This window comes from Aeromicrobium panaciterrae, assembly GCF_031457275.1.
In the GTDB taxonomy this organism is placed as follows: domain Bacteria; phylum Actinomycetota; class Actinomycetes; order Propionibacteriales; family Nocardioidaceae; genus Aeromicrobium; species Aeromicrobium panaciterrae_A.
Genome location: NZ_JAVDWH010000001.1, coordinates 2,432,743 through 2,455,913, shown reverse-complemented (window position 1 = coordinate 2,455,913; position 23,171 = coordinate 2,432,743). Strand labels below are relative to the sequence as shown.

The following is a 23,171-nucleotide window of genomic DNA, read 5'->3' as shown; positions in this document are numbered from 1 at the left end:
TCCCGCCGTTCACGTACGATGGCGTCATGCATCTCGGGGGAAAGTTCGTTTTGGCGATCGTCCTGACAGGACTCTTCCTGTCTGGATGCACCTCAGTCTCCAAGTCACCCCAGGCAGCGCCTGAGCACTCGGCTCCCGCACCGAAGACCCCTGAGAGCGCGCCGGCTCCGGCCAAGAGTCGCTCGATCGCTGTGCCTGCACCGGTCCGAACGTCAGACGGTCTCGTCGCCGAGCTCGCACCGACCAAGACCGCGAACTTCGCCCTGCTCGGCGTGACATGGGACCGAACTGAGAACGACTTGGACGTCACAGTCGAGGTGCGCGTGCGTACGGACGCGGGTTGGTCCGACTGGGAGCCTCTCGAAGTCGATCACGACGGTGGCGAAGCCGGCCGTGGTGGCACCGAGCCCTGGTGGGTCGAGAGTGCTGACGAGGTTCGCGCACGAGTCACGACTGCCAGCGCCGCATCGCCCACTGGCGTCAAGGTGATCACGGTCGATCCGGGCGAGGTCGACGCACCTGCGGCCGCGAACGTACCGGCCTTCTATTCGTCAAACAGCTCGTCGTCGGTCGTGAGTGTCGCCGATGGCCAGCCAACCTTCACCCCGAAGCCCACGATCAAGTCGCGATCCTCTTGGAACGCTCGCGCGGCCGATGGCTGCGACGAAGACGGCTATGAGGCCTATGGCCTCACGACCTTGGGCGTCAACCTGCACCACACAGCAGGCTCCAACTCCTACTCCAAGAGCCAGTCCGCTTCGATCGTCAAGGGCATCCAGAAGTTCCACCAGTCCGGTCGTGGATGGTGCGACATCGCCTACAACTTCCTCGTGGACAAGTACGGTCAGATCTTCGAGGGCCGCGCCGGTGGTGTCGACAAGCCGGTGCGTGGATCGCATTCCGGCAACAACACCGTCAACGAGCGGACCATGGGTATCGCGTTGATGGGCAACCTCGACAAGGCCAGGCCGACGTCGGACATGAAGACCGCCACTGTGAAGCTCGCGGGCTGGCGTCTCGCGACCTACTACAAGCCGGCCACGGGTTCGGTGAGCATCGGCGGCAAGACGCTGCAGCGCATCTCCGGCCACCGCAATGTCGTGAGCACCGCGTGTCCGGGCAAGTACGGCTACGCGTGGCTCAAGGCTGATGGCGGCCTTCGTGACCGGGTGGCCTCCTACATCTCGAAGTACCAGTCGAAGATCAAGTCGGCCGCGCAGAGCCTCGATGGCCTCACCGGATCAGTGACCGGTCCGGTCAAGCAGGGCGAGCTCGGTGGGGACACTCGACGTCGCACGATGTTCGGCAACATGAACATCTTCTGGCTCGCTCCCAGCGCGAGCGCGTATGTCGTCTCCGGCGCTGCGAAGACGGTCCACGAGAAGCTCGGCATGCAGACCGGCGTGCTGGGATTCCCGACTGCCAACATGGCGGCTTCCTCGATCTCGGGTCTGAGCATTCAGCCCTTCGAGACCGGTGCGATCTACCAAACGTCGTCTGGCACGTACGGGATCTACGGCGACATCTACACGAAGTACGTGTCGCCGAGCGTGGGCGGACCGGGCGGCCAGCTTGGTGTTCCGAAGTCGAGCGTCGTGGTGAACGGCACGACCAAGACGGTCACTTTCGAGCACGGCACGATCACGCAAAATGGCACGGCCGAGCCAGTTGTCGCGCTCAGCGCACCGGCCGAAGATGCACCAAGTGAGCAGGCACCTGAGTCGACGGAGCCTGCGCCCAGCGCCAGCGAAGAGGGTGTAGAGCCCGTTTCGCAGGCCTTCCCAGTCCTGTGGTTACGCAGGTCTGGGATGATCTCTGCATGACAGCGCTTCTCAAGTCGATCGCGATCTCGCTGACCGTCAATGCTCTCTCGCTGGCCTTCGCAGCCTGGATCTTCCGCAGCTTCAACATTCGGTTCGGCTGGTTCGTCCTGGCCGTCGTATTGGTGACCCTGTTGACCGTGACATTGCGTGAGATCGTCATCGGCACCGTCAACCGTTTCGCACGTGGTTACACGATCGCGGGCGGCCTGGTGCTGACCGCCTTGGTGCTGTTGCTGACAGAGCTTGTCGTCCCGGAGACCGGGTTCTACATCGACGGCTGGGGCACCTGGATCGGTGTTGTCCTCATCGTCTGGGCAGCCGGCATCGCCTACGGCGAGGTCGACAAGAAGGCTCCCGCGCCCCGCAAGTGAGCTGGAAGCGTTACTCCGCGTCCTTGATCTCGGCGATGACCTGACCCGAAGTCACCGTTGCGCCAACCTCGATCGAGAGGCCGGTGACGACACCGTCGCGGTGTGCGTTGATCGGCTGCTCCATCTTCATGGCCTCGACGACGACGATCTGATCGCCAGCTGCGACGGTCTGACCTTCTTCGACGGCGATCTTGACGACGGTGCCCTGCATGGGCGCGGTGAGCGAGTCACCGCTGGCAGCAGCGCCGGCAGCCTTGCCACCCTTGCGCTTGGGCTTCTTGGGACCAGCGGCAGCAGCAGTTGCTCCGAGCCCGCCGGGCAGGACGACCTCGACACGCTTGCCGCCGACCTCGACGACAACGCGCTCGCGCTCAGCAGGCTCGTCGCCGTCAGCGGCGTCGCCACCGTACGGCTCGAGATCGTTGACGTAGTCGGTCTCGATCCAGGTCGTGTAGACCGTGAACTTGCCGTCGGGAGCGGCGAAGGCCGGATCGTTGACGACTGATCGGTGGAACGGGATCGCCGTCGGCATACCGTCGACTTCGAACTCGTCGAGGGCACGTCGAGAGCGCTCGAGCGCCTGGGTGCGGTCCGTGCCGCGAATGATCAGCTTGGCGATCAGGGAGTCGAATGCGCCGGGGACGGTCTCGCCGTTTTCGTAGCCACCGTCGACGCGGACGCCCGGGCCCTGCGGCGGGTTCCACTTGGTCAGCGTGCCGGGAGCCGGCATGAAGTTGTTGCCGCCGTCTTCGGCGTTGATCCGGTATTCGATCGCGTGACCGATGATTGCCGGGTCGCCGTAGCCGAGCTCTTCGCCCGCCGCGATGCGGAACATCTCGCGGACCAGGTCGATCCCGGTGACCTCTTCGGTGACGCAGTGTTCGACCTGCAGACGGGTATTGACCTCAAGGAAGGAGATGGTGCCGTCGGCGGCTACGAGGAACTCACACGTTCCGGCGCCGACGTAGCCGGCCTCCTTGAGGATGGCCTTCGAGGAGCTGTAGAGGCGGTCGATCTGGTCGTCAGTCAGGAACGGCGCGGGCGCCTCCTCGACCAGCTTCTGGTGGCGACGCTGCAGCGAGCAGTCGCGTGTCGACACGACGACGACGTTGCCGTGGCTGTCGGCGAGGCACTGGGTCTCGACGTGGCGCGGCTTGTCGAGGAACTTCTCGACCAGACACTCACCACGACCGAAGGCGCTGATCGCCTCGCGAGTTGCTGACTCAAACAGCTCGGGGATTTCTTCGATCGTGCGGGCGACCTTGAGGCCACGGCCACCGCCGCCGAACACGGCCTTGATGGCGACCGGGAGGCCGTGCTCCTGGGCGAAGGCGACGATCTCGTCGGGACCCTTGACCGCGTCCTTGAGGCCGGGCGCGAGCGGCGCTCCTGCGGCGAGGGCGATCTGCTTGGCCTTGGCCTTGTCGCCGAGACCCTCGATGGCGTCAGGGGAGGGGCCGATCCAGATCAGGTCGGCATCGATGACTGCCTGAGCGAAGAGGGCGTTCTCGGCGAGGAAGCCGTAGCCGGGGTGCACGCTGTCGGCGCCGGAGCGCTTCGCGACGTCGATGATCTTCTCGATCGAGAGGTATGAATCGGCGGGCGTCGAGCCCTCGAGGGAGTAGGCCTCGTCGGCGAGACGTACGAACAATGCGTCACGATCGGGCTCGGCGTAAACGGCGACGCTTCCGATGCCGGAGTCCTTGCAGGCGCGAATCACGCGAACGGCGATTTCGCCGCGGTTGGCAATCAGAACCTTGGACAGGGGCTTGCTCACGAAATGCTCTCCTCGACACGGGACAGGGCTGCCTCGTGAGTCTAGGGGTTCCGGGTTGTGCGCTGCGTATGAGGTTGGTTACCCAGACGTAGGGTTTCGGCGACTCGCAGCGAAGGCGTTCCGGTGAGATTGTGCAGTTTGGTTAACGGTTGTTAACATCGACGTATGAATTTCGCCTTGTCCAAAGAACACGAGACCTTCCGCGGGATCGTCCGTGAGTTCGCCGAGGCGGAGATCGCTCCGCACGTTGCGAAGTGGGACAAGGACCATCATTTCCCCGTCGACGTGATCCAGAAGATGGGCAATCTCGGGCTGTTCGGTCTGACGTCGCCCGAGGAGTACGGCGGTGCTGATGGTGACTTCACCAGCCTTTGCGTCGCGATCGAGGAGCTCGGCCGTGTCGACCAGTCGATCGGCATCACACTCGAAGGCGCTGTGGGTCTCGGCATCAACCCGATCTTGACGTTCGGCACGCCGGAGCAGAAGGAGAAGTGGCTCCCCGACCTCGTGACGGGGCAGGCGCTCGCAGGTTTCGGACTTACCGAGCCTGGAGCCGGCTCTGACGCTGGAGCGACCAAGACCAAGGCTGAGCTCGACGGCGACGAGTGGATCATCAACGGCGCCAAACAGTTCATCACCAACTCGGGGTCCGACATCACCTCGCTCGTCACCGTGACCGCGCGTACGGGCACTCGCGAGGACGGACGGCCTGAGCTCTCGACCATCATCGTCCCGTCTGGGACTCCAGGGTTCATCGTCGAGCCGGCGTACGACAAGCTCGGCTGGCACATCTCAGACACACATCCGCTGTCGTTCGTTGACGCGCGCGTTCCGGCTGATCACTTGCTGGGCCAGCGAGGTCGTGGCTACGCCCAGTTCCTCGCGACGCTGGACGACGGTCGCGTCGCGATCGCCGCCCTGGCCGTCGGCTGCATCGAAGCCTGCCTCGAGCTTTGCGTTCAGTACGCGGGGGAGCGCACCACATTCGGTGTGCCGATCGGTGCGAAGCAGGGTGTCGCATTCCAGATCGCAGACCTCGCTGTCATGGCTCAGGCCGGTCGCGCGCTCGTCTACCAGGCAGCAGCCATGAAGGACGCCGGCGCGGACGGCAAGGAGTTCCGTCGCGCCGCTTCGATCGCGAAGCTCTACACGTCGGAGTCAGCCGTCACGGCCACGCGCATCGCGACGCAGGTGTTCGGCGGCTACGGCTTCATGGAGGAGTACCCCGTCGCCCGCTTCTATCGCGACTCCAAGATCCTCGAGATCGGCGAAGGCACCTCAGAGGTCCAGCGCATGCTCATCGCACGCGGCCTCGGCCTGCCCGTCGAGTAGGCCTAGCTGGTCAGACGCCAGCCTGCGATGTCGATGAGGAAGTGCGACAGCACGAGCGCGCCGAGATAGAACGTGGATACCGCCAGGGCGGCGCCGATTCGGGTGACCACGGAGCTGTGCCGGACCTTGGCGAACGCCGTGGCAGCAGCCCAGCCGAGCGCCATCTCGGCGGGGATGACATAGACAGCCACGCCCAACCATCGCTGCGTGTCTCCAGTGGGCTCCCAGAGGCCGAGCGTCGGAGCGAGGAGCTCGGTGCCGAGGAAGATCAGCCCGGCGAGCACGGCTGCGTGTGCAGGCCTTCCGCTGCTGAGGGCCACCGCTGCGAACAGTGGAGCGACCCACATTGCGGCCATCGCCAGCGGGATGACGTCGTCCACGCGTGGTCCGCCGTTATCGGGGAACCGCAAGGTGCCGACGAGATCTGCCAGCACCCAGTCCGGGAGCACCTGGAAGATCGAGACAAATGTGAGGAAGCCCGCGAGCGCAAGCAGGTCCGTGCGACCTGTCGACCGGCACGCCCAGAGCAAAGCCGCGACGTACGCCACGGCTGTCGCGAGGACGCCCCAGCCCTGGGCGGGTGCATCGAGCGAGAGAGCGATGGCAGCGCCAACAAGCAGCACAGCGTGGGCACCGAGGATCGGGCCGAGGCCCTTGCGGGACGTGGAAAGGGTCGCGGTCACGCGTACAACGTAGCGACCCTGCGGCCGCTGCGGTCGCCGATGTCCGAGGTCGCGGGTTAACTGTTGGAATGAGCCCTTCCACCCTTGCCACAGGCCTCGACCAGGCCGTCTCTCTCGTCGCCAGCATCTCGGCCGACCAGCTCGATCTCCCGACACCATGCACCAAGTGGAACGTGGGGGAGTTGGCTGACCATCTCACCAACAGTGCTGCCCAGATGGCGGTCATGGCTCAAGGTGGCAAGCCCGACTGGAGCTCCTTGGCGGATCATCACGCCGATCCTGCACCGGTGTTGCGTCAGGCTGCCGACGACATCGTGGCGGCGTTCGAGGCGGGCACCGAGGCGCCTGAGGGCATGGTTGTCTCCGAGTTGGCCGTGCATACGTGGGATCTCGCCACAGCGCTCGGCCGCGACACCAACGAGCTCGAGCCAGCGGTCGCAGAAGCGGGCTATGCGTTCATGACGAAGTCGCTCACCGACGAGAATCGGGGCAACGCGTTCGACCCAGAGAAGGCAGCGCCTGAGGGTGCCAATGCCTACGAGCGCATTGCTGCGTTCGCGGGCCGATCAGTTCAGGACTGAACCGTCAGAGGTTGGTCATCTTGGCGCAGGGAAGCGGGATGTGCTTTGCGCCATCGCCGAAGTCGACCTGAACCGAGGTGGTGCCCTGCATGCTGACGATGCGGCCGAGACCGTAGGTGTCGTGTGAGACGCGAGCGCCTACTTCGTACACCTCCGCCACAACCTCCGGGCCTGCCTGGAAGGGACTGGATGCGTGGTAGCGGCGTCGCCGCGGTGAGGTTGCCATCGTTTGACCATTGTCCCACTTTTCAGTGAACAAATGCCAACTGGCTCAGGGAGCCGGACGCTGCCAGAGCTCGGGCCAGGCGATTCCGAGATCGCCCACGAGCTCACGGAGCAACGGCAGGGACAACCCGATGACGTTGTGGTGATCACCCTCAACGCCGGTCACGAACGCACCTCCGAGGCCGTCAATCGTGAACGCGCCGGCCACGTTCATCGGTTCGCCAGTCGCTACGTACGCATCGATCTCGGCATCGCTGATGTCGGCGAAGTGCACGATTGTGGACGCCGTCTCGACGAATTCCTCGTTGCCTCGGCGTACGCAATGGCCGGTATGGAGCACTCCACTCTTGCCGCGCATCCGACGCCAGCGACCGGCCGCTTCGACGGGGCCGGCGGGCTTGCCGAAGATCTCGCCCTCGAATGCCAAGACTGAGTCGCAGCCGATGACCAGCGCCTCCGGCTCGACCTGCGGAGCGACAGCCCGGCACTTCATCTGGGCCAACGCCGCTGCGAGATTGGCGGCATCGGTCGTGGTGATCTGGTCCTCGTTGACGCCCGACACGATGACGTCCGGATGGATGCCTGCCGAGCGCAGTAGCGCGAGGCGAGCCGGCGAAGCCGAGGCGAGGACAACTCTCATCAGAGGCTCGCCACGTCGTAGCGCTGTCGGACAGCCTCGAGTCGAGGGTCTGCCAAAAGTGTGGCGATGAGTTCATCGGAACCGCCGATGCCAGTCCACGTGTTGTCGATGTTGGTCATGGCGAACCAGGCACGGTCGGAAGGCCACATCAGGTTGGGGCTGTTGATCTTGCGTGGCACTCCTGGGCCGGGGGGAGTGGCGCCCCAGTGGCCTGCCTGGACGAGTGGGCCGCCGAACATGAAGTACTTGTGGTCCACCTCGAGAAGCGGTCCGTTCATAACCTGCGGAGGGAAGGCGGGCGGAACCGGCGGCGGTGGCTTGGGCTTGGAGAAGATCCGGCCCGGCCAGACAGGAGAGCCCGAGAACCTGGTCAGGAAATTCATGGCATCTCCGCCGTGTATGTCACCAAAGCCCTCCCAAAGGCCGAAGTAACAGTCGTCTGGCGTAGACGTATGTCGACCGAGCACGTCGACCAGTGCCGCGAGCAGGTCGTCGTCGAGATGTCCTTCCGACCTCTCGTCGTCTGTTCCCGTCTCGTCTAGACCCCAACCGTGAAGCACGCGCGCGTATGCAGCGAAATGCGATGGTCCGAGGCTGGCTCGAACCCTCATCGAGGCGTTGTCAGAAACAACCCAGTCTGCTGCCGAGAGGTCAAACAACGGGCGAAGCGGCATGGTTAGCCGCCGAGCGCCGAGCTGCGCCACTGGCCGGGGCCGAAGCGGTGCGGGGTGCGGGCCACGCGTGACGGGTGGCCCCACTGCGAGCGCGGAGCGACCTTCGTACGTGATGCAGCGTGAGCAGCAGCGGCATTGCGTGCCGCGATGACGGCGACCAGTGCAGCGAGCTCTTCGGGCGTCAGGTCACCCTTGACGACCCGAAGCACCGGCTTCGCAACCGGTGTCTCCTCAACCGACTCGTCCGTCACAGCGGGATGTTTCCGTGCTTCTTGGGCGGCAGCGTCTCGCGCTTGGTCTTGAGCAGGCGGAGTGCCTTGACGACCTCGGCGCGGGTCTGCGACGGCGCGATCACGGCGTCGATGTATCCGCGCTCAGCGGCGAGGTACGGGTTGCAGAGCGTGTCTTCGTACTCCGTCATCAGCTCGGCGCGCTTGGCTTCCGGATCGTCCGCCGCTGCGATTTCCTTGCGGTAGAGGATGCCGACGGCACCGGACGCGCCAACGACGGCGATCTGGGCGGAGGGCCAGGCGATGTTGACGTCAGCACCGAGGTGCTTGGAGCCCATGACGTCGTATGCGCCGCCGTAGGCCTTGCGGGTGATGACGGTGACGAGCGGGACGGTGGCCTCGGCGTACGCGTAGATGAGCTTGGCGCCGCGACGGATGATGCCGTTCCACTCCTGATCGGTGCCGGGCAGGAAGCCGGGCACGTCGACGAAGGTCAGGACGGGGATGTTGAACGCGTCGCACGTACGTACGAAGCGGGCAGCCTTCTCGGAGGCATCGATGTCGAGGCAGCCAGCGAACTGCATCGGCTGGTTGGCGACGATGCCGACGCTGCGACCTTCGACGCGGCCATAACCGATCAGCAGGTTGGGCGCGAACAGCGGCATGACCTCGAGGAAATCGCCGTCGTCAACGATCGACTCGATCACGGTGTGCATGTCGTACGGCTGGTTGGCCGAGTCGGGGATCAGGGTGTCGAGCGCGAGGTCAACATCGGTGAGCTCGAGGTCGGCGACCGTGTCGTACGGCTCGGGCTCTTCCATGTTGTTCTGCGGGAGGTAGGAGATGAGCGCCTTGACGTATTCGATGGCGTCTTCTTCATCGGCACCCATGTAGTGGGCGTTGCCGCTCTTGGTGTTGTGCGTACGAGCGCCGCCGAGGTCTTCCATCGTGACGTCTTCGCCGGTGACCGTCTTGATGATGTCGGGACCGGTGATGAACATGTTGGACGTCTTGTCGACCATCACGACGAAGTCGGTGACGGCGGGGGAGTAGACGTGGCCGCCGGCGTTGGTGCCCATGATCAGCGAGATCTGGGGGATGACGCCTGACGCGTGAACGTTGCGCTTGAAGATCTCGCCGTACAGGCCGAGCGAGACGACGCCCTCCTGGATACGAGCACCGGCACCTTCGTTGATGCCGATGATCGGGCAGCCGGACTTGATCGCGAGGTCCATGACCTTGGTGATCTTCTCGCCGTAGACCTGGCCGAGTGATCCACCGAAGATCGAGAAGTCCTGGCTGAAGACGCAGACCTGACGGCCGTCGATCGTGCCGTAGCCGGTGACGACGCCGTCGCCGAGCGGACGGTTCTTCTCGAGTCCGAACGATGTGCTGCGGTGGCGGGCAAAGGCATCGAGCTCGACGAACGATCCTTCGTCGAGAAGCTGGGCGATGCGCTCGCGGGCACTGCCGCGCCCCTTGGCGTGCTGCTTCTCGGCTGCACGGTCGGCGAGCTCGTTGAGGAGCTCGTCCTGACGGCGCTCGAAGTCGGCGAGCTTGCCTGCTGTGGTGTGCAGCTCGGGGTGCTCTTCGAGCACGTCGGGCGTGGGGTTATTTGCCTTGGTCACGGGCCACAGCGTAACGAGTCGACTCGTTGAGGGATATGTGAGTCTGTTCTCATGCCCTTTGACGACCTCGATCGACCGCCGCTCGATGCCGGTGCACTGCGCACAGCCCTGACGGGTCCGGGACGGTTCTGGACCGACATCGTGATCACTGAGCAGACCGGCAGCACGAACGCCGATGTCGCCGAAGCTGCCCGTGCCGGTGCACCCGAGGGGACCGTGCATGCGACCGATCTGCAGGTCGCTGGCCGCGGAAGGCTCGACCGTACGTGGGAGTCCCCGGCCGGATCTGGCATAGCCGTGTCCGTGCTGCTCCGCCCAGACGAGATTCCCGCCGCCAGATGGGTGTGGTTGCCGCTGCTGGTTGGACTGGCTGTCGATGCCACGGTGCGCGAGTTCGGTATTGACTGCGGACTCAAATGGCCCAATGACGTGCTCGTAGACGACCGCAAGCTCGCAGGCATCCTGCTTGAACGCGTCGACACCCCGCAGGGCGCTGCGGCGATCATCGGCGTCGGCCTCAACGTCACGCTGCGCGAGGACGAGCTGCCCGTCGAGACCGCGACCTCGCTGCTGCTTGAGGGCTCGACCGAGACCGACCGCACGATCGTTCTCCGTGCGCTGCTGCGCAACCTCGAGGCGCTCTACCGGGCGTGGAAGGAAGCCGACGGCAATCCGGCAGCTGGCATCCGCGACTCGTACGAACGTCGCTGCGTCACGATCGGAACCCGCGTACGTGTGGCGCTCCCGAACGACGCATCACTGGAGGGCGAGGCCACCGCGATCGACGAACTGGGGCGACTTGTGGTCGATGGCCAGGCCATCAGCGCAGGCGATATCACCCATGTCCGCCCAGCGACGTGACAAAATCCCCCCATGGCACTTCCCCGCAAGCTCATGGTCGACGGCGAACACACCGTGGCGACGACTCGTACGCACATCAAGGTGTTGTTCATCCCCTTCGTGATCCTGCTGCTGGTCGCGCTGCTTGAGGGATTCGTACAAGCCAAAGTCGACGGCGAAGCCAATGCCACGGTGCGCTGGATTCTCGTAGGTATCGCAGTCGTACTGGTCTTCTTCGGCACGCTGCTGCCGTTCTTCAAGTGGCTGGCGTGGACCTACACGCTGACCAACAAGCGCATCGTCGAGCAAAAGGGCCTGCTCACGCGAACGGGCCGGGTCATCCCGCTCAACCGCATCAACGACGTGGCCTTCGAGAAGAACCTCACGGACCGCATCCTCGGCTGCGGAACGCTGATCATCCACGACGCGAGCGATCAGGCGGGCCTCCCGCTGAAGGACATTCCGCGCATCGAGGCATTCCACCGCACCGTCACCAACCTCGTCTTCGAACAACAGAGCAGGACGGATGAATCGGTCTGAGCTGCGCGATCAGCTTGCCAGCCAGATCCTGGGTGGCGAGCTGGATCTGACGAGCGCTGAGGTCGTCGAAAAGGGTGGTCTGACCCTCGATGCCGGCGAGCGTCTCTGGCGCGCGCTCGGCTTCCCCGACACCGGCGACAGCGTCGCGTACGGCGATGCCGATGTGCGTGCGGTGAAGATCGTGGCTGCTTCCATCGAACACGGTGTGCTCGATGAGCTGACGGCCTTCCGTATGACGCGGGCGTTGGGCCACACCATGTCGCGACTCGCTGACTGGCAGGTCTCCACGCTCGTTGAGCAGGTCGAGCACGACGTCGAAGGCGGCAAGTCGGGAAGTCGCCTTGAGGCCGCAATCGAACTGGCCACCAACGCTGCCCCCGGTTTCGAGGAACTCATCCTCTACGTATGGAGACGCCACCTGGCCGCTGCAGCTTCGCGCATCGAAGCACTCGGAGCTGCCGATGAAGAGCTGCTCTCGACCGTGATGACGGTCGGATTCGCCGACCTCTCCCGCTTCACGTCGCTGGCCAACGGACTTGACGACGCCGCGCTCGCCACGTTGGTTGAGGACTTCGAGACGCGTTGCGCCGACATCGTCACCGCTCACGGCGGCCGTGTCATCAAGACGCTCGGCGATGCGGTCCTGTTTGTCTGCGACGACGCAGTCGAGGGCACGCGCACCTCGCTCGATCTCGTACGGCAGATCGGTACGCGCTCGGAGCTCCCCGACATCCGCGTCGGCCTCGCCACGGGATCGGTGATCAGCCGACTTGGCGATGTCTTCGGCCCGCCCGTCAACCTCGCTGCACGCCTCTCGCACGTCGCCCGCAGCAACCGCGTACTCATCGATGAAGGCACTGCGCTGTACCTCGACGACGAGTTCGACATGCGTACGTTGCCGCCCCGCCCGTTGCGCGGGTTCGGCAACCTCTCGCCCATCACGGTGAGTGAGCGCAGAGGCTTCTTCCGAACCGACTAGTCTTGACCCGTGACGCCCCCCGAGCTCGCGATCATCGGCGGAGGCCAGCTGGCACGCATGATGCAGCAGGCGGCCGTGGGACTCGGCATACACATTCGGCTCCTGGCCGAGGCGCCTGACGTGTCCGCGGCGCAGGTCATTCCCGATCACATCGTCGGCGACTACACCGACCTCGCCACGCTCCGCGAGGCTGTTGCCGACGCGCCTGTCGTGACGTTCGACCACGAACACGTACCTCCTGAGCACCTCAACGCCCTCGCCTCCGAGGGTCACGCGTGTCGTCCAGGTCCGCATGCGCTGCTGTTCGCGCAGGACAAAGGCTCCATGCGTGAGCGTCTCGGCGCGATGGGCGTCCCGTGCCCGCGCAACGCGTCCGTGACCACGCTCGATGACCTTGAGGCGTTCGGCTATCCGGCGGTCGTCAAGACGACTCGCGGCGGCTATGACGGCAAGGGTGTGTGGGTCGTACGCGCGGCTGCTGACGCCGACGAGGCATTCGCCTCGGGTCGTGACCTGCTGGCTGAGGAGCTTGTCGACTTCCGACGAGAACTATCCGCACTGGTCGCCCGGTCCCCGTCCGGCGAGGTGCGCTCCTATCCAGTCGTCGAGTCGCGGCAGGTTGACGGCGTGTGTTCTGAAGTCATCGCCCCTGCGCCTGACCTCGATCCGGCGCTGGACGCCGAGGCGCGAGCGATCGCTGAACGGATCGCAACCGAGCTCGATGTCACGGGCATCCTCGCGGTCGAGCTGTTCGAGACGACCGACGGGCGACTGCTCGTCAACGAGCTGGCGATGCGGCCGCACAACACTGGCCACTGGACGATCGACGGTGCGCACACGAGCCAGTTCGAGAACCACCTTCGCGCAGTTCTTGATCTGCCTCTCGGGCCGACTGAGTCGCGCGACACATGGTCCGTCATGGTCAACGTGCTGGGTGGATCGGTCGACGACCTGGTCGCTCAGCGCGCAGTTGTGGAAGCCGCGGAGCCTGGCGTCAAGATCCATCTCTACGGCAAGACCGTCAAGGCGGGCCGCAAGGTCGGCCACGTGACGGCGTACGGACCCCAACTCGACGAGGTGCTCTCCAGCGCTCGCCGAGCAGCGAAAATCTTCGGAGGGTAGCGCGCGGCTCGTCCCTCGCCTCGCCAGCGACTTCGTCGCTGCGGGCTTCGCCCGTGCTACTTGCCTCGCTCCGCTCGGCCCTTCGTCTGGCGTTAGTCTTGGGTCCATGACCGTACGCGTAGGCATCGTGATGGGCTCGGACTCCGATTGGCCGACGATGGAGGCCGCAGCGACCGCGCTCGGCGAGTTTGGCATCGCGTACGAGGCAGATGTCGTCTCCGCGCACCGCATGCCCGACGAGATGCTCGCTTACGGCCGCGACGCGCACAGCCGCGGTATCGAGGTCATCATCGCCGGCGCCGGGGGAGCAGCACACCTGCCCGGAATGCTCGCGGCCGTCACTCCGCTGCCGGTGATCGGCGTACCCGTCGCGCTCAAGCACCTCGACGGCATGGACTCGCTTCTGTCGATTGTGCAGATGCCTGCGGGAGTGCCCGTCGCGACCGTCTCGATTGGCAACGCCCGCAACGCAGGGCTGCTGGCCGTACGTATTCTCGCCACGGGCGACGACCTGCTGACGCAGAAGATGCTCGACTTCCAAGGTGATCTGGCCGACCAGGCACGCGCCAAGGGCGAGAAGATCCGCAAACCCGCCAAGAAGGCCGGCTTCCGCTAAGGACGCGCCCTAATTCTTGTAGAGCCCCTCGGCGTACTTGGCTGAGGAGTAGTAGGCCTCGAGCTCTTCCATCGAGTCCTCGGGTCGTTCGAGGCTCTTGGCGATGGCAGCACGGCTCGGCACCGCCTCTGGTGCCCACGTCTCGGGCTTCCACAGCGACGACCTCAGGAACGCCTTCGAGCAGTGGAAGAAGATCTGCTCGACATCGACTTCGAGGATCACGACCGGCTTGTGACCCTTCACGACCATCTGATCGGCGTACGGTGCATCGGCGAGCAGCTTCGCTCGCCCGTTGACGCGAAGCGTGTCTCCGCGACCGGGGATGAAGAAGATCAGGCCCACGTACGGGTTCTGCAGGATGTTGGCGAACCCGTCAGCGCGCTTGTTGCCGGGTCGCTCGGGGATCGCGAGGGTCGTGTCGTCGACGACCAGCCCGAACCCGGCCGGGTCACCCTTGGGCGACACATCGCAGCGGCCGCTGGCATCTGACGTGGCCACCAGGCAGAACGGTGACGCGGCGAGCCAGGCTCGATGCTCGGGGGAGAACGACGCGCGGTCCTTCTCGAGGACGCGCTGCATGGGCTCGCCGAGCAGTTCGCGGAGCTCGGCCTCGGTCGTGATCGTCATATTTCGCAGGCTACGCCTGGGCTTCGCCACCGAGTACAGGGTGTGTCTGATGCCACGTCTGCTCAGTTTGGTTGCGGGCGACTACGGAAATAGGATTACTAGGTCGTCCTACTAATTCTGGAGTCCCCGTGTCAGACATGTTTGTCCTCTCCGAAGAGCACCAGGCCATCCGCGAAGCCGTACGCGCTGTCGCTGAGGCCAAGATCGCGCCGTTCGCGGCAGAGGTCGACGAAGAGGCTCGCTGGCCCAAGGAGGCGGCTGCAGCCCTGCTCGCTGCCGACTTCCACGCGCCGCACGTGCCGGAGGAGTTCGGCGGAGCTGGTGCCGACGCGCTCGCGACCGTCCTGGTCATCGAGGAAATCGCCCGCGTCTGTGTCTCGAGCTCGCTGATTCCCGCGGTCAACAAGCTTGGATCGCTGCCCGTCATGATCTCGGGCGACGAGGACATCAAGAAGAAGTACCTCTCGCGACTCGCGGCCGGCGAAGGCTTCTCGTACTGCCTCTCCGAGCCGGATGCAGGCAGCGACGCGGCCAACCAGAAGACCAAGGCCGTGCGCGATGGTGACGACTGGATCCTCAACGGCGTGAAGCGCTGGATCTCCAACGCTGGAGAGTCCGAGTTCTACACCGTGCTCGCCGTGACCGACCCCGACAAGCGCACCAAGGGCATCTCGGCGTTCGTCGTCGAGAAGTCTGACGAAGGTGTGTCCTTCGGCGCTCCGGAGAAAAAGCTCGGCATCAAGGGCTCACCGACACTCGAGGTCTACCTCGACAACGTACGTATCCCCGGTGACCGCATGATCGGCGCCGAAGGCACCGGCTTCGCCACAGCGATGAAGACCCTCGACCACACCCGCGTGACGATTGCAGCTCAGGCTGTGGGCGTCGCACAGGGTGCTCTGGACTATGCGCTCGGCTACGTGCAGGAGCGCACTCAGTTCGGCAAGAAGATCTCGGAGTTCCAGGGCATCGAGTTCATGCTCGCTGACATGGGTATGAAGGTCGAAGCCGCTCGACAGCTCACCTACGCTGCCGCCGGTCGTTCGGAGCGCGGCGACAAGGACCTGACGTTCTTCGGCGCTGCCGCCAAGGCGTTCGCGTCAGACACCGCAATGCAGGTCACGACGGACGCGGTCCAGCTGCTCGGTGGCTACGGCTTCACCAAGGACTACCCGGTGGAGCGGATGATGCGCGACGCCAAGATCACCCAGATCTACGAAGGCACCAACCAGGTTCAGCGGATCGTGATGGCCCGCCAACTCCTCAGCGGGATTCAGTCCACTCTCTGAACTGAATCCCCGCCGAGGTCTGGTTAGAGCTTCTCCATCCCGTAAGCAACTTCTTCGCGGAGCGAAGCGATGATCGCCTTCGCGACCTCGGGCTCGATCTTCCTGCCGATGAACGGGATCGACACCTTGACGTCTCCGTCGAGGGTGAACTCCGTTCCTCCGCTCGAGCCCGTGAGCTTCGCGACGCCAACCATCTCTGCCGGCTGACCGATGATGCTGACCTTGACGTTGGCCGTACGGTTGCCGTCGCTGTCAGGACCACTCCACACCTCGGTCTGCTTGACCTTGACGGTGCTGCCGGTGAGCTTCTTCACGAAGTCAGGCATGTCGGCTTCCTGCGTACGGAGCAGCGTGACGGTGGCACCGTCGCCGTTTGCCTCAACTGACACGTCGTACTCGGTTGCCTCCTGGTTGGCACACGACTCCGTACGGAATGCCTGATCAGAGATCAGGGCATACACGCTCTCAACATCCGCGCCTTCATAGCTGAAGGACTCCTTGATCTTCACCGGATCACTCGCTCGGCGGCGAGATGGCTGCTGCGCCGCCGCTCTTGAGCTCGGACAGACGGGCTTCGATCTCGGCGCTGCTGCTGTCGCCCTCGAGCTCCTCGAACTGTGCGTCGAGGCTGGATGCGGCGAGCTCGGACTTGCCCGCGACCTTGGCCTCTTCGCGACGTACCTTCTCCTCGAAGCGCGAGACTTCGCTGGTCGGGTCGAGAACGTCGATCGACTTGATTGCGTCGTGGACGGTGTTCTGGGCCTCGGCAGTCTTGGAGCGAGCGACGAGCTGGTCACGCTTGGTCTGCAGCTCTTCGAGCTTGCCCTTCATGGTGATCAGGCCAGTCTTGAGCTTTTCCACGACCTCGTTCTGCGAGGCGATCTGGGGAGCGGCGGTCTTGGCCTCGTTCTCGTAGCCAATCTGCTTGCTCAGTGCGATCTTGGCGAGCGCATCGAACTTGTCGGCCTCGGCAGCGGTGCCGGAAGAACGCAGGGAGTCAGCCTTCTGCGAAGCAGCGAGGGCCTTGTTGCCCCATTCCTGAGCAGCGCTGATGTCCTCTGCGTGATCGGCCTCGGCAAGCCGGAGGTTGCCGATGGTCTGAGCGACGGCCTCTTCGGCTTCGGCGATCGAGCTCGTGTAGTCGCGTACGAGCTGGTCAAGCATCTTCTCGGGGTCTTCGGCCTTGTCGAGGAGCGAGTTGATGTTGGCGCGGGTCAGCTGGCCGATTCGGCCGAGGATGGACTGTTTCTTTGCCATGGTTTCGTCAACTTTCTGTAGGGATTGCCCGTGCTGTTGAACTGTGCTGATTCGGGTGCTGCTGCTGGTCTAGAACCTTCCACCTCCACCGCGACGTGCACGTGTCCCGCCGCCGCCGAAGCTGCCGGGGCCGCGTCCTCCGCCGCCACCGCCTGCGCCACTGCTGCCGCCGGTGAGGATGCCGCCGAGACCTCCGCCGCCACTTCCACCACGTCCGAGTGCGTCAATCAAGATGCCGCCGAGGACCATCGAGTTGAGCCCTCCGCCCGCGCCGCCTGAGCTCTGACGCTGGCTGCGTTCCCAGTTGCCCACATCGTTCTGCGCCAGTTGCTCGGCTTCGTTGACGAAGGCCTCCGCCTTCTGGAGTGCTTCGAGAGATGCCGCCGGGTCTGCCGTGAGGGCCTGTGAGGCGCGATCGAGGTGGCGCTCTGCTTCGGAGAGCCGCGTCCGCGCCTCGGCGCCAACAGCTCCTCGACGGGTCTCGATGAAGTCGCTGACTGCCTTGACCCGTGACGTGACCCGACCGAGCGACTCCGACAATGCGACGCGAGCCTTCTCGGCTTCTGCGGCAGCAGCGCGTACGGGTGCCAGGAGGTCGTCGAGCGTTGCCTCGGCGGTCTCGAGTCCCGCCGCTGCCGCGAGCGGATCGTGACCGGTCTGCTGGGAGTACGAGATGGCTGCTGTTGCGTCCGACGCTGCGCGGGAGATGTCGGGGTCGTTGGCGGCAAGGCGTGTGGCGTCATTGACGTCGAGCCGAAGGGACGCGAGCCGCTCAGCGATCTTGGCCGGTGCGGCTTTGAGGTCTGTGTCGGCGTCGGCCACAGCATCGAGCAGCTTCGAGGCCTGGCCCACGGCATCCTCGGCAGCACGAGCATGTGTCACCGCGGTGGCCCGATCGTCGGTCTGGAGGGCAGTGGTTCCATGCGCGATCTGTTCCCGGGCAGCCGTGATCAGCGCTTCAGCCTGGTCGGCGTTCTTGTCGACCGATGCGAGGGATGTGGCGGGGTAGGTCGCGGCGAGCTGGGTGATGACGGCGCGTGCTCCGGGGATGCGTTCGAGGATCTCGCCTGCGCGCTGCTCCATGTCCTCGAGAACCTGCGGCGCCTTGGCCTGCAGGTCGCGGAGCCCGTCGAACTTCTCGACCTGCTCATCGAGCGACTCGCTGACCGCGATGCAGAGCCGGATGATCTCGCTGGTCATGTGGCGCTTCTCCAGCTCGGTCTCCGGCTCGGAGTCGTCCAGCTTCTGGCGGAGCCCGAACGCCTCTTTGATCGTCACGTGCCCAGCTTTGACGACCTCGGCAAACTCGCGAGTCGCGTCCTTGCCGAACTGCGCCTCGGCGAACCCGAGCTCCTGCTCGGAAGTCTTGATGGCGTCATCGATGCCGACCAGTGCGGCGCTCGATTGCTTGTTGAGCTCATCGGTGGACAGCTGCGACAACGGATCGATCGGCTGGCCGTGCTCGTCGAGCACAACGTGCGTGTCGTCGTACTTGCGGCGCATGCGGCGTACGAGCAGCGCGCCGCCACCCGCTACGACCGCGCCACCGACGACGATCGCGCCCCACGGAACGCTGGAGCCGTCGTCGGCTTCGGTGTAGGCCTCGGCCGCCGCGATCGCGGCCCCATCCCAGTCGCCAGCCCTCAGGGCAGGTTCGATGTCTTCGCGCTGGATCCGGTCGAATTCCTCGTTGGACAGCGGGTGCTCAGGCGGAATGGAGGTGCCAAACCGTCGATCCTCGGTGGCAACGGCGAGGAGGATCTCGGTAGTACCAAGACCGGACTCCTCTTTCGTCGCGTCCGCCCAGTCGTCACCGCTCATACCGTCGAAACTCTTCACATAGACGACGAAGAGTTGGTAGCCGGTGTCCTTGTTGAACGTGTCGAGAGCCTTTTGGACCCGGCCCTCTTCGCCAGAACTGAGGACGCCGGCGTTGTCGGTGATCTCGCCAGCAAGGTCGAGCGGTGGATCAGCATGCGCTGCGACGCCACCGAAACCGAATATGGCCGATGCCAGCAGAACCAACACGGCCCATACACGTGTTTTGGTGATCACCCTTGTGATCTTGCTGCATCCCACCAAGCGAAACAACCAATTTCTGACTATCGCTTCCCGCCGTTCACCTGCCGTGATTCAGGCAGAGATCGGCATGCGCAAGGCGAACGTCGTATTGCCGGGCTCGCTTGTGACGCTCGCGGTGCCGCCGTGGCCGTGCATGATCGCCTCCACGAGAGACATCCCGAGTCCAGCTCCGCCAGATGCGCGCGTACGAGACGAGTCGCCGCGGGTGAACCGGTCGAACAGGGTGGGCAGCAAATCTGGTGCAATCCCGGGCCCGTTGTCGTGAATCTCGATGACGACTTCGGCGGCCTCGACCCGCATCCGTACGGTCACAACAGTCTTGGGCGGGGTGTGGCGGCTCGCGTTGGTCAGCAAGTTGGTCACAGCCTGATGGAGACGCTGCTCGTCGCCGGACACGATGATCGGCTCGTCCGGTACGTCGAAGGTCCACTTGCGTTTCGGATCCACCACTCGGGCGTCGTTGACTGCTTCGACGACGAGGCGCGTGAGATCGACGTCGTGGCGCTCCAGCTCGCGGCCGGCATCGAGGCGGGCGAGGAGCAACATGTCCTCGACCAGGCTCGACATACGGCCTGCCTCCGATTCGACCTTCGCGAGGATCTCGTCGGGGTCGGCGCGTCCCGTACGTCGGCTGAGCTCGGCGTACCCCTTGATGGTCGACAGAGGAGTGCGGAGCTCATGTGAGGCATCGGCGAGGAACGTACGTGCCTGCTGCTCGCTCTCGTGGCGTGCGTCGAGGGCGTGTTCCATGTGCTCGAGCAGTTTGTTGAGGGCTTCGCCGACCTGACCGACCTCGGTCGTCGGATCCGTCAGTTCTGCGGGCACGCGGACCGTGGTGCCGACGGCACCAGTCGACAGTGGCATGGCCGAGACCTCGTTGGCGGTGGTGGCGACCTTGCGCAGGGGCTCGAGCTGGCGACCTACAAGGATGCGCCCGGCGATCGCAGCAAGGAGTACGCCGAGCATGCCGAGACCGGCTTCCCACCAGATCAGGGTGCGAATCGTGTCGTCGACGTCTTTGGTCGGAATACCTTGCACGAGCACCCGGCCGGATGGTGTTTCCTCCGCAGCGACGCGGTACGAGCCAAGGCCGGAGACCGTGAGGGTGACGGGCTTTCGGTTGGGCGTGAGGTCGTCGAGTGCATCGAGCTGTGTGTCGGTCAGTTCCTTCAGGTCGCCGGACGCTGTGATGGTGGTGCCGAGTCCCACGTTCGTGTCGAAAACGGCAGTGATGCTGCCGACTCGGGTTCCGCGGGGGTCGGGAGGCGTCGGGCCATTCGTCTGCCCGCCTGGCGGCTGACCGTTCGTATCGAGCCGAACCTGGCCTTGGACGACCATGCCGCCTCGGTTGAGCGCCCCAGTGACCTGGCTGTCGAGCTGGTTGATCAAGTACGCGCGCATCACGATCGTGGCGACGGCCGCGACAAGAAGACTGATGACGGCGACGAGGGCGACCGTCGTGACGATGAGCCGGCTGGTCAGGGAGGTGGGGAACATGGGCTAGCCCACCGGCTTGAGGACATACCCAGCACCGCGCTTGGTGTGGATCATCGGTTCGCGACCTGCATCGACCTTCTTGCGGAGGTAGGAAATGTAGATCTCGACGACATTGGCCTGGCCGCCGAAGTCGTAGTCCCACACGCGGTCGAGGATCTGCGCCTTCGACAGCACGCGCTTGGGATTGCGCATCAGGAAGCGCAAGAGCTCGAATTCAGTGGCGGTGAGTTCGATCGGCTCGCCGGCGCGTTCGACGTCGCGGCTCTCTTCGTCGAGGCTCAGGTCGCCGACCGTGATGACGGCTTCGGGCCGAGCCTCTGTCGCGCCGCTTCGTCGCATGAGCCCGCGGAGGCGAGCCACGACCTCTTCGAGGCTGAACGGCTTGGTCACGTAGTCGTCGCCACCCGCGGTGAGTCCGGCAACGCGGTCCTCGACGGCATCGCGGGCGGTCAGGAAAAGCACGGGGACATCGGGGGAGTGTGCACGTACCTTGCGCAGCACCTCCATGCCATCGAAGTCGGGAAGCATCATGTCGAGCACGATCGCGTCGGGCGCGAAGTCCTTGGCCGCTGCGACGGCGGTACGACCGGTGTACGCAGCCTCGATGTCCCAGCCTTCGTATCGCAGCGCCATCTGCAGCAGTTCGGCGATGTTGACCTCGTCATCGACGACGAGCACGCGCAGGGGTGAGCCGTCAGCCCGGGTCAGTGCAGGAGTCATCTGCCCAGTTTCGCCCCGGTACCTGAGGCATGGGGTGTGAACAGCCTGTGAGGTTCCTGTGAGTTGCTCAGGGCGTATCTGCAATGCGAACGAGACCGCCGAGGGTGCCGACGTACGCTGCACCGTCCCGGCCGAGGCTGATCGGCGCATAGTTGTTGTTGAACGCCAATCCGCTGCCAACGAGCTGCGACCACACCTGCTTGCCAGTACGGATGTCGAACGCGGTGAAGAACCACGAGTCGGGTGCCAGCGCTTCGGGCAACGCCGCGACCTTCCATGGGAGTTCGGCCGACGATGGATGTGTGTAGCCGTAAATCAGCCCGGTCTTGAGATTGGCCTTGCTTACGCTGCTGGGGATGCGCGTGGTGGTGTTGCTCCACGCGATCTTGCAGCCGCCACTCTTGTAGTTGACGTTGACGCGCACGAGTCCGGGAGTTGTCGTGGGGGAGCGCAGCGTGGCGCCTGCAGGTAGCGGTCCGGTGTAGCCGTAGTTGTTCTCGGCGATGAGGCCGCCGGGCACGGAGATCAGGCTGTTCTCGTCGCTGCTCTGACCGGACTGGAAGATCGGCTGCTTGCACAGTGGCTTGGACCCAGGACCGGCTTTGCCGCGACGGAACACCACGATGTTCATCTTCGGATCGGCGTTGTCTGTGATGGCGATCGAGCCGCCGCCCTTGGACTTGGCTGAGTCGATCAAAGTCGGCGTCGTGCCGCTGCCCTGGCTGACCTGCCCGGGCTTCACCACACTGCCTCGGTCGTACGTCTTACGCCACGTCACCTTCGGCTTGCCCTTGGAAACGTCGAATCGGTAGAGCGCCTTGTCGGAGACGACAAATACGCCACCGGACTCGTCGATCGCGAAGCTGTTGGCGATGACCTCCCCGGGCAACTGATGAGGATGCACCTTGCCCTTGGAGTCGACCATGCCGACAAGGCCATCGGTCGTCACGAACCAGAGGCGTCCTGCCCAGTCAGGCAGCGCCGATTGGATGCCTGCCCCGGCTGTCACTGCGCTGACGCCGATGTCGCGAACCTTCGTCAGGGTGTCGCCCTTGACAGCGATCACGAAGATGTGGCCGGTCGATGTTGAGACGACCGCACGGTCGAGGTGATCAAGATAGAAGTAGCCGCCGCCGGAGAAGTTGGTGAACGAAAACGTTCCGGGCTTGCGTGGTGGCAGCGAGAAGGAGGCGATCTCTTTGAGGGTCGTCGGGTCCAGCACCTTGAGCGATGCGCCGGTCAGGCCGACGCACACCGTCACGATGCGCCCGGCGCGATCGAAGGTGACCGATGCGCACTCATTGGCGTACATCGTGCTCGCGATCTTCGGATTCTGGCCGAGCGGTCCGGGGCCGTAGTACGCGTCGCTTTGGTAGGCGTCGTTGTGGATGTTGTTGGCGCCGTTGCGTGCCATGTACGGGTGCTGGGGAAGCGTGAGCTTGGGCAGTGGCTTGGCGACGGCAGGCGTGCCGACGTATGGGTTAAGCAGCAGGTCACGCGGATCTGGCGGCGCTGGGACTGCCGAAGCGGACTGAGCTGCCCCAGGGAGAACCAGCACAGCGCCGATCAGGACGGCACCCGTACGTCGGAGGAGAGTCACAGCCCTTCAACGAGGCTCGTCAGCCCCGAGTCACGACA

24 protein-coding genes are annotated in these 23,171 nt (G+C 64.7%); 10 read left to right on the top strand and 14 right to left on the bottom strand.

What is annotated here, in order from left to right; all coding sequences use genetic code 11:
* The first annotated feature begins 26 nt into the window (after positions 1 to 26).
* Both J2X11_RS12570 and J2X11_RS12565 read left to right on the top strand, forming a co-directional pair.
* Positions 27 to 1,823, top strand: coding sequence for an N-acetylmuramoyl-L-alanine amidase (locus J2X11_RS12570; protein ID WP_309971550.1), 1,797 nt, complete (start codon positions 27 to 29; stop codon positions 1,821 to 1,823).
* Positions 1,820 to 2,194 carry a phage holin family protein gene (locus J2X11_RS12565; protein ID WP_309971548.1) on the top strand — a complete coding sequence of 125 codons (375 nt, stop codon included), beginning with the start codon at positions 1,820 to 1,822 and terminating at the stop codon, positions 2,192 to 2,194. The genes J2X11_RS12570 and J2X11_RS12565 overlap by 4 nt, the downstream gene beginning before the upstream one ends.
* A 10-nt stretch (positions 2,195 to 2,204) precedes the next feature.
* On the opposite strand, the gene J2X11_RS12560 is transcribed toward J2X11_RS12565, so the two are convergent.
* Positions 2,205 to 3,971: an acetyl/propionyl/methylcrotonyl-CoA carboxylase subunit alpha gene (locus tag J2X11_RS12560; protein ID WP_309971546.1), complete on the bottom strand. Its 1,767-nt coding sequence runs from the start codon at positions 3,969 to 3,971 to the stop codon at positions 2,205 to 2,207.
* Between the two features lie 165 nt (positions 3,972 to 4,136).
* Between J2X11_RS12560 and J2X11_RS12555 the strand changes: the two genes are divergently transcribed.
* The gene (locus tag J2X11_RS12555) at positions 4,137 to 5,303 is read left to right on the top strand and encodes an acyl-CoA dehydrogenase family protein (RefSeq protein ID WP_309971544.1); all 1,167 of its coding nucleotides are present in this window, start codon (positions 4,137 to 4,139) and stop codon (positions 5,301 to 5,303) included.
* Positions 5,304 to 5,305: 2 nt separating this feature from the next.
* On the opposite strand, the gene J2X11_RS12550 is transcribed toward J2X11_RS12555, so the two are convergent.
* Entirely contained in the window at positions 5,306 to 5,986 is a 681-nt protein-coding gene (locus J2X11_RS12550) for a DUF6989 domain-containing protein (RefSeq protein WP_309971542.1), read from the bottom strand.
* 68 nt (positions 5,987 to 6,054) lie between these two features.
* On the opposite strand from J2X11_RS12550, the gene J2X11_RS12545 reads away from it, so the two are divergent.
* Complete coding sequence (locus J2X11_RS12545; protein WP_309971540.1) at positions 6,055 to 6,567, top strand: TIGR03086 family metal-binding protein; 513 nt, start codon at positions 6,055 to 6,057, stop codon at positions 6,565 to 6,567.
* A 4-nt stretch (positions 6,568 to 6,571) separates the two neighbouring features.
* Here J2X11_RS12545 and J2X11_RS12540 read toward each other — a convergent pair whose 3' ends face one another.
* The 5 genes from J2X11_RS12540 to J2X11_RS12520 form a co-directional block, all read right to left on the bottom strand.
* On the bottom strand, positions 6,572 to 6,793 hold the full coding sequence (locus tag J2X11_RS12540) for a hypothetical protein (RefSeq protein WP_309971539.1): 222 nt from the start codon (positions 6,791 to 6,793) through the stop codon (positions 6,572 to 6,574).
* A 45-nt stretch (positions 6,794 to 6,838) separates the two neighbouring features.
* Entirely contained in the window at positions 6,839 to 7,432 is a 594-nt protein-coding gene (locus J2X11_RS12535; RefSeq protein ID WP_309971537.1) for a Maf family protein, read from the bottom strand.
* Positions 7,432 to 8,043, bottom strand: coding sequence for a hypothetical protein (locus J2X11_RS12530; protein ID WP_309971535.1), 612 nt, complete (start codon positions 8,041 to 8,043; stop codon positions 7,432 to 7,434). Before J2X11_RS12530 ends, J2X11_RS12535 begins: the two co-directional genes overlap by 1 nt.
* A gap of 65 nt (positions 8,044 to 8,108) precedes the next feature.
* Entirely contained in the window at positions 8,109 to 8,357 is a 249-nt protein-coding gene (locus J2X11_RS12525) for an acyl-CoA carboxylase subunit epsilon (protein ID WP_309971533.1), read from the bottom strand.
* Positions 8,354 to 9,934 carry an acyl-CoA carboxylase subunit beta gene (locus tag J2X11_RS12520; protein ID WP_463675080.1) on the bottom strand — a complete coding sequence of 527 codons (1,581 nt, stop codon included), beginning with the start codon at positions 9,932 to 9,934 and terminating at the stop codon, positions 8,354 to 8,356. The genes J2X11_RS12525 and J2X11_RS12520 overlap by 4 nt, the downstream gene beginning before the upstream one ends.
* A gap of 81 nt (positions 9,935 to 10,015) precedes the next feature.
* On the opposite strand from J2X11_RS12520, the gene J2X11_RS12515 reads away from it, so the two are divergent.
* The 5 genes from J2X11_RS12515 (at position 10,016) to purE (ending at position 14,061) form a co-directional block, all read left to right on the top strand.
* The gene (locus J2X11_RS12515; RefSeq protein ID WP_309971528.1) at positions 10,016 to 10,825 is read left to right on the top strand and encodes a biotin--[acetyl-CoA-carboxylase] ligase; all 810 of its coding nucleotides are present in this window, start codon (positions 10,016 to 10,018) and stop codon (positions 10,823 to 10,825) included.
* 12 nt (positions 10,826 to 10,837) lie between these two features.
* Positions 10,838 to 11,344 (top strand): PH domain-containing protein, encoded by a 507-nt coding sequence (locus J2X11_RS12510; RefSeq protein WP_309971524.1) that lies wholly within the window; start codon positions 10,838 to 10,840, stop codon positions 11,342 to 11,344.
* Entirely contained in the window at positions 11,331 to 12,323 is a 993-nt protein-coding gene (locus J2X11_RS12505) for an adenylate/guanylate cyclase domain-containing protein (RefSeq protein ID WP_309971522.1), read from the top strand. The genes J2X11_RS12510 and J2X11_RS12505 overlap by 14 nt, the downstream gene beginning before the upstream one ends.
* A 9-nt stretch (positions 12,324 to 12,332) precedes the next feature.
* Entirely contained in the window at positions 12,333 to 13,445 is a 1,113-nt protein-coding gene (locus tag J2X11_RS12500; protein ID WP_309971520.1) for a 5-(carboxyamino)imidazole ribonucleotide synthase, read from the top strand.
* A 106-nt stretch (positions 13,446 to 13,551) separates the two neighbouring features.
* Positions 13,552 to 14,061, top strand: a complete 510-nt coding sequence (gene purE / locus J2X11_RS12495) for a 5-(carboxyamino)imidazole ribonucleotide mutase (RefSeq protein ID WP_309971518.1) — start codon at positions 13,552 to 13,554, stop codon at positions 14,059 to 14,061.
* Between the two features lie 9 nt (positions 14,062 to 14,070).
* Here purE and J2X11_RS12490 read toward each other — a convergent pair whose 3' ends face one another.
* Complete coding sequence (locus J2X11_RS12490) at positions 14,071 to 14,688, bottom strand: pyridoxamine 5'-phosphate oxidase family protein (protein ID WP_309971516.1); 618 nt, start codon at positions 14,686 to 14,688, stop codon at positions 14,071 to 14,073.
* 137 nt (positions 14,689 to 14,825) lie between these two features.
* Between J2X11_RS12490 and J2X11_RS12485 the strand changes: the two genes are divergently transcribed.
* Positions 14,826 to 15,977, top strand: a complete 1,152-nt coding sequence (locus tag J2X11_RS12485) for an acyl-CoA dehydrogenase family protein (protein WP_309972370.1) — start codon at positions 14,826 to 14,828, stop codon at positions 15,975 to 15,977.
* 23 nt (positions 15,978 to 16,000) lie between these two features.
* Here the strand turns inward: J2X11_RS12485 and J2X11_RS12480 are convergent, their stop codons facing one another.
* The 6 genes from J2X11_RS12480 to J2X11_RS12455 form a co-directional block, all read right to left on the bottom strand.
* Complete coding sequence (locus tag J2X11_RS12480; protein ID WP_309971514.1) at positions 16,001 to 16,486, bottom strand: DUF2505 domain-containing protein; 486 nt, start codon at positions 16,484 to 16,486, stop codon at positions 16,001 to 16,003.
* 4 nt (positions 16,487 to 16,490) lie between these two features.
* Positions 16,491 to 17,234 carry a PspA/IM30 family protein gene (locus tag J2X11_RS12475; RefSeq protein WP_309971512.1) on the bottom strand — a complete coding sequence of 248 codons (744 nt, stop codon included), beginning with the start codon at positions 17,232 to 17,234 and terminating at the stop codon, positions 16,491 to 16,493.
* Positions 17,235 to 17,303: 69 nt separating this feature from the next.
* A complete protein-coding gene (locus J2X11_RS12470; RefSeq protein WP_309971510.1) occupies positions 17,304 to 19,289 on the bottom strand; it encodes a TPM domain-containing protein in 1,986 nt (661 codons plus the stop codon).
* Positions 19,290 to 19,367: 78 nt separating this feature from the next.
* Positions 19,368 to 20,813 (bottom strand): sensor histidine kinase, encoded by a 1,446-nt coding sequence (locus J2X11_RS12465; protein WP_309971508.1) that lies wholly within the window; start codon positions 20,811 to 20,813, stop codon positions 19,368 to 19,370.
* 3 nt (positions 20,814 to 20,816) lie between these two features.
* A complete protein-coding gene (locus tag J2X11_RS12460) occupies positions 20,817 to 21,533 on the bottom strand; it encodes a response regulator transcription factor (protein ID WP_309971506.1) in 717 nt (238 codons plus the stop codon).
* A 67-nt stretch (positions 21,534 to 21,600) separates the two neighbouring features.
* Positions 21,601 to 23,133, bottom strand: coding sequence for a hypothetical protein (locus J2X11_RS12455; RefSeq protein ID WP_309971504.1), 1,533 nt, complete (start codon positions 23,131 to 23,133; stop codon positions 21,601 to 21,603).
* Between the last annotated feature and the right edge of the window lie 38 nt (positions 23,134 to 23,171).

What these genes read in the sequence shown, in the direction of transcription:
- J2X11_RS12570 (WP_309971550.1), top strand. Translation starts at nt 27, where the DNA reads ATGCATCTCGGGGGAAAGTTCGTTTTGGCGATCGTCCTGACAGGACTC.
- J2X11_RS12565 (WP_309971548.1), top strand. Translation starts at nt 1,820, where the DNA reads ATGACAGCGCTTCTCAAGTCGATCGCGATCTCGCTGACCGTCAATGCT.
- J2X11_RS12555 (WP_309971544.1), top strand. Translation starts at nt 4,137, where the DNA reads ATGAATTTCGCCTTGTCCAAAGAACACGAGACCTTCCGCGGGATCGTC.
- J2X11_RS12545 (WP_309971540.1), top strand. Translation starts at nt 6,055, where the DNA reads ATGAGCCCTTCCACCCTTGCCACAGGCCTCGACCAGGCCGTCTCTCTC.
- J2X11_RS12540 (WP_309971539.1), bottom strand. Translation starts at nt 6,793, where the DNA reads ATGGCAACCTCACCGCGGCGACGCCGCTACCACGCATCCAGTCCCTTC.
- J2X11_RS12535 (WP_309971537.1), bottom strand. Translation starts at nt 7,432, where the DNA reads ATGAGAGTTGTCCTCGCCTCGGCTTCGCCGGCTCGCCTCGCGCTACTG.
- J2X11_RS12530 (WP_309971535.1), bottom strand. Translation starts at nt 8,043, where the DNA reads ATGAGGGTTCGAGCCAGCCTCGGACCATCGCATTTCGCTGCATACGCG.
- J2X11_RS12515 (WP_309971528.1), top strand. Translation starts at nt 10,016, where the DNA reads ATGCCCTTTGACGACCTCGATCGACCGCCGCTCGATGCCGGTGCACTG.
- J2X11_RS12510 (WP_309971524.1), top strand. Translation starts at nt 10,838, where the DNA reads ATGGCACTTCCCCGCAAGCTCATGGTCGACGGCGAACACACCGTGGCG.
- J2X11_RS12505 (WP_309971522.1), top strand. Translation starts at nt 11,331, where the DNA reads ATGAATCGGTCTGAGCTGCGCGATCAGCTTGCCAGCCAGATCCTGGGT.
- purE (WP_309971518.1), top strand. Translation starts at nt 13,552, where the DNA reads ATGACCGTACGCGTAGGCATCGTGATGGGCTCGGACTCCGATTGGCCG.
- J2X11_RS12490 (WP_309971516.1), bottom strand. Translation starts at nt 14,688, where the DNA reads ATGACGATCACGACCGAGGCCGAGCTCCGCGAACTGCTCGGCGAGCCC.
- J2X11_RS12485 (WP_309972370.1), top strand. Translation starts at nt 14,826, where the DNA reads ATGTTTGTCCTCTCCGAAGAGCACCAGGCCATCCGCGAAGCCGTACGC.
- J2X11_RS12475 (WP_309971512.1), bottom strand. Translation starts at nt 17,234, where the DNA reads ATGGCAAAGAAACAGTCCATCCTCGGCCGAATCGGCCAGCTGACCCGC.
- J2X11_RS12465 (WP_309971508.1), bottom strand. Translation starts at nt 20,813, where the DNA reads ATGTTCCCCACCTCCCTGACCAGCCGGCTCATCGTCACGACGGTCGCC.
- J2X11_RS12460 (WP_309971506.1), bottom strand. Translation starts at nt 21,533, where the DNA reads ATGACTCCTGCACTGACCCGGGCTGACGGCTCACCCCTGCGCGTGCTC.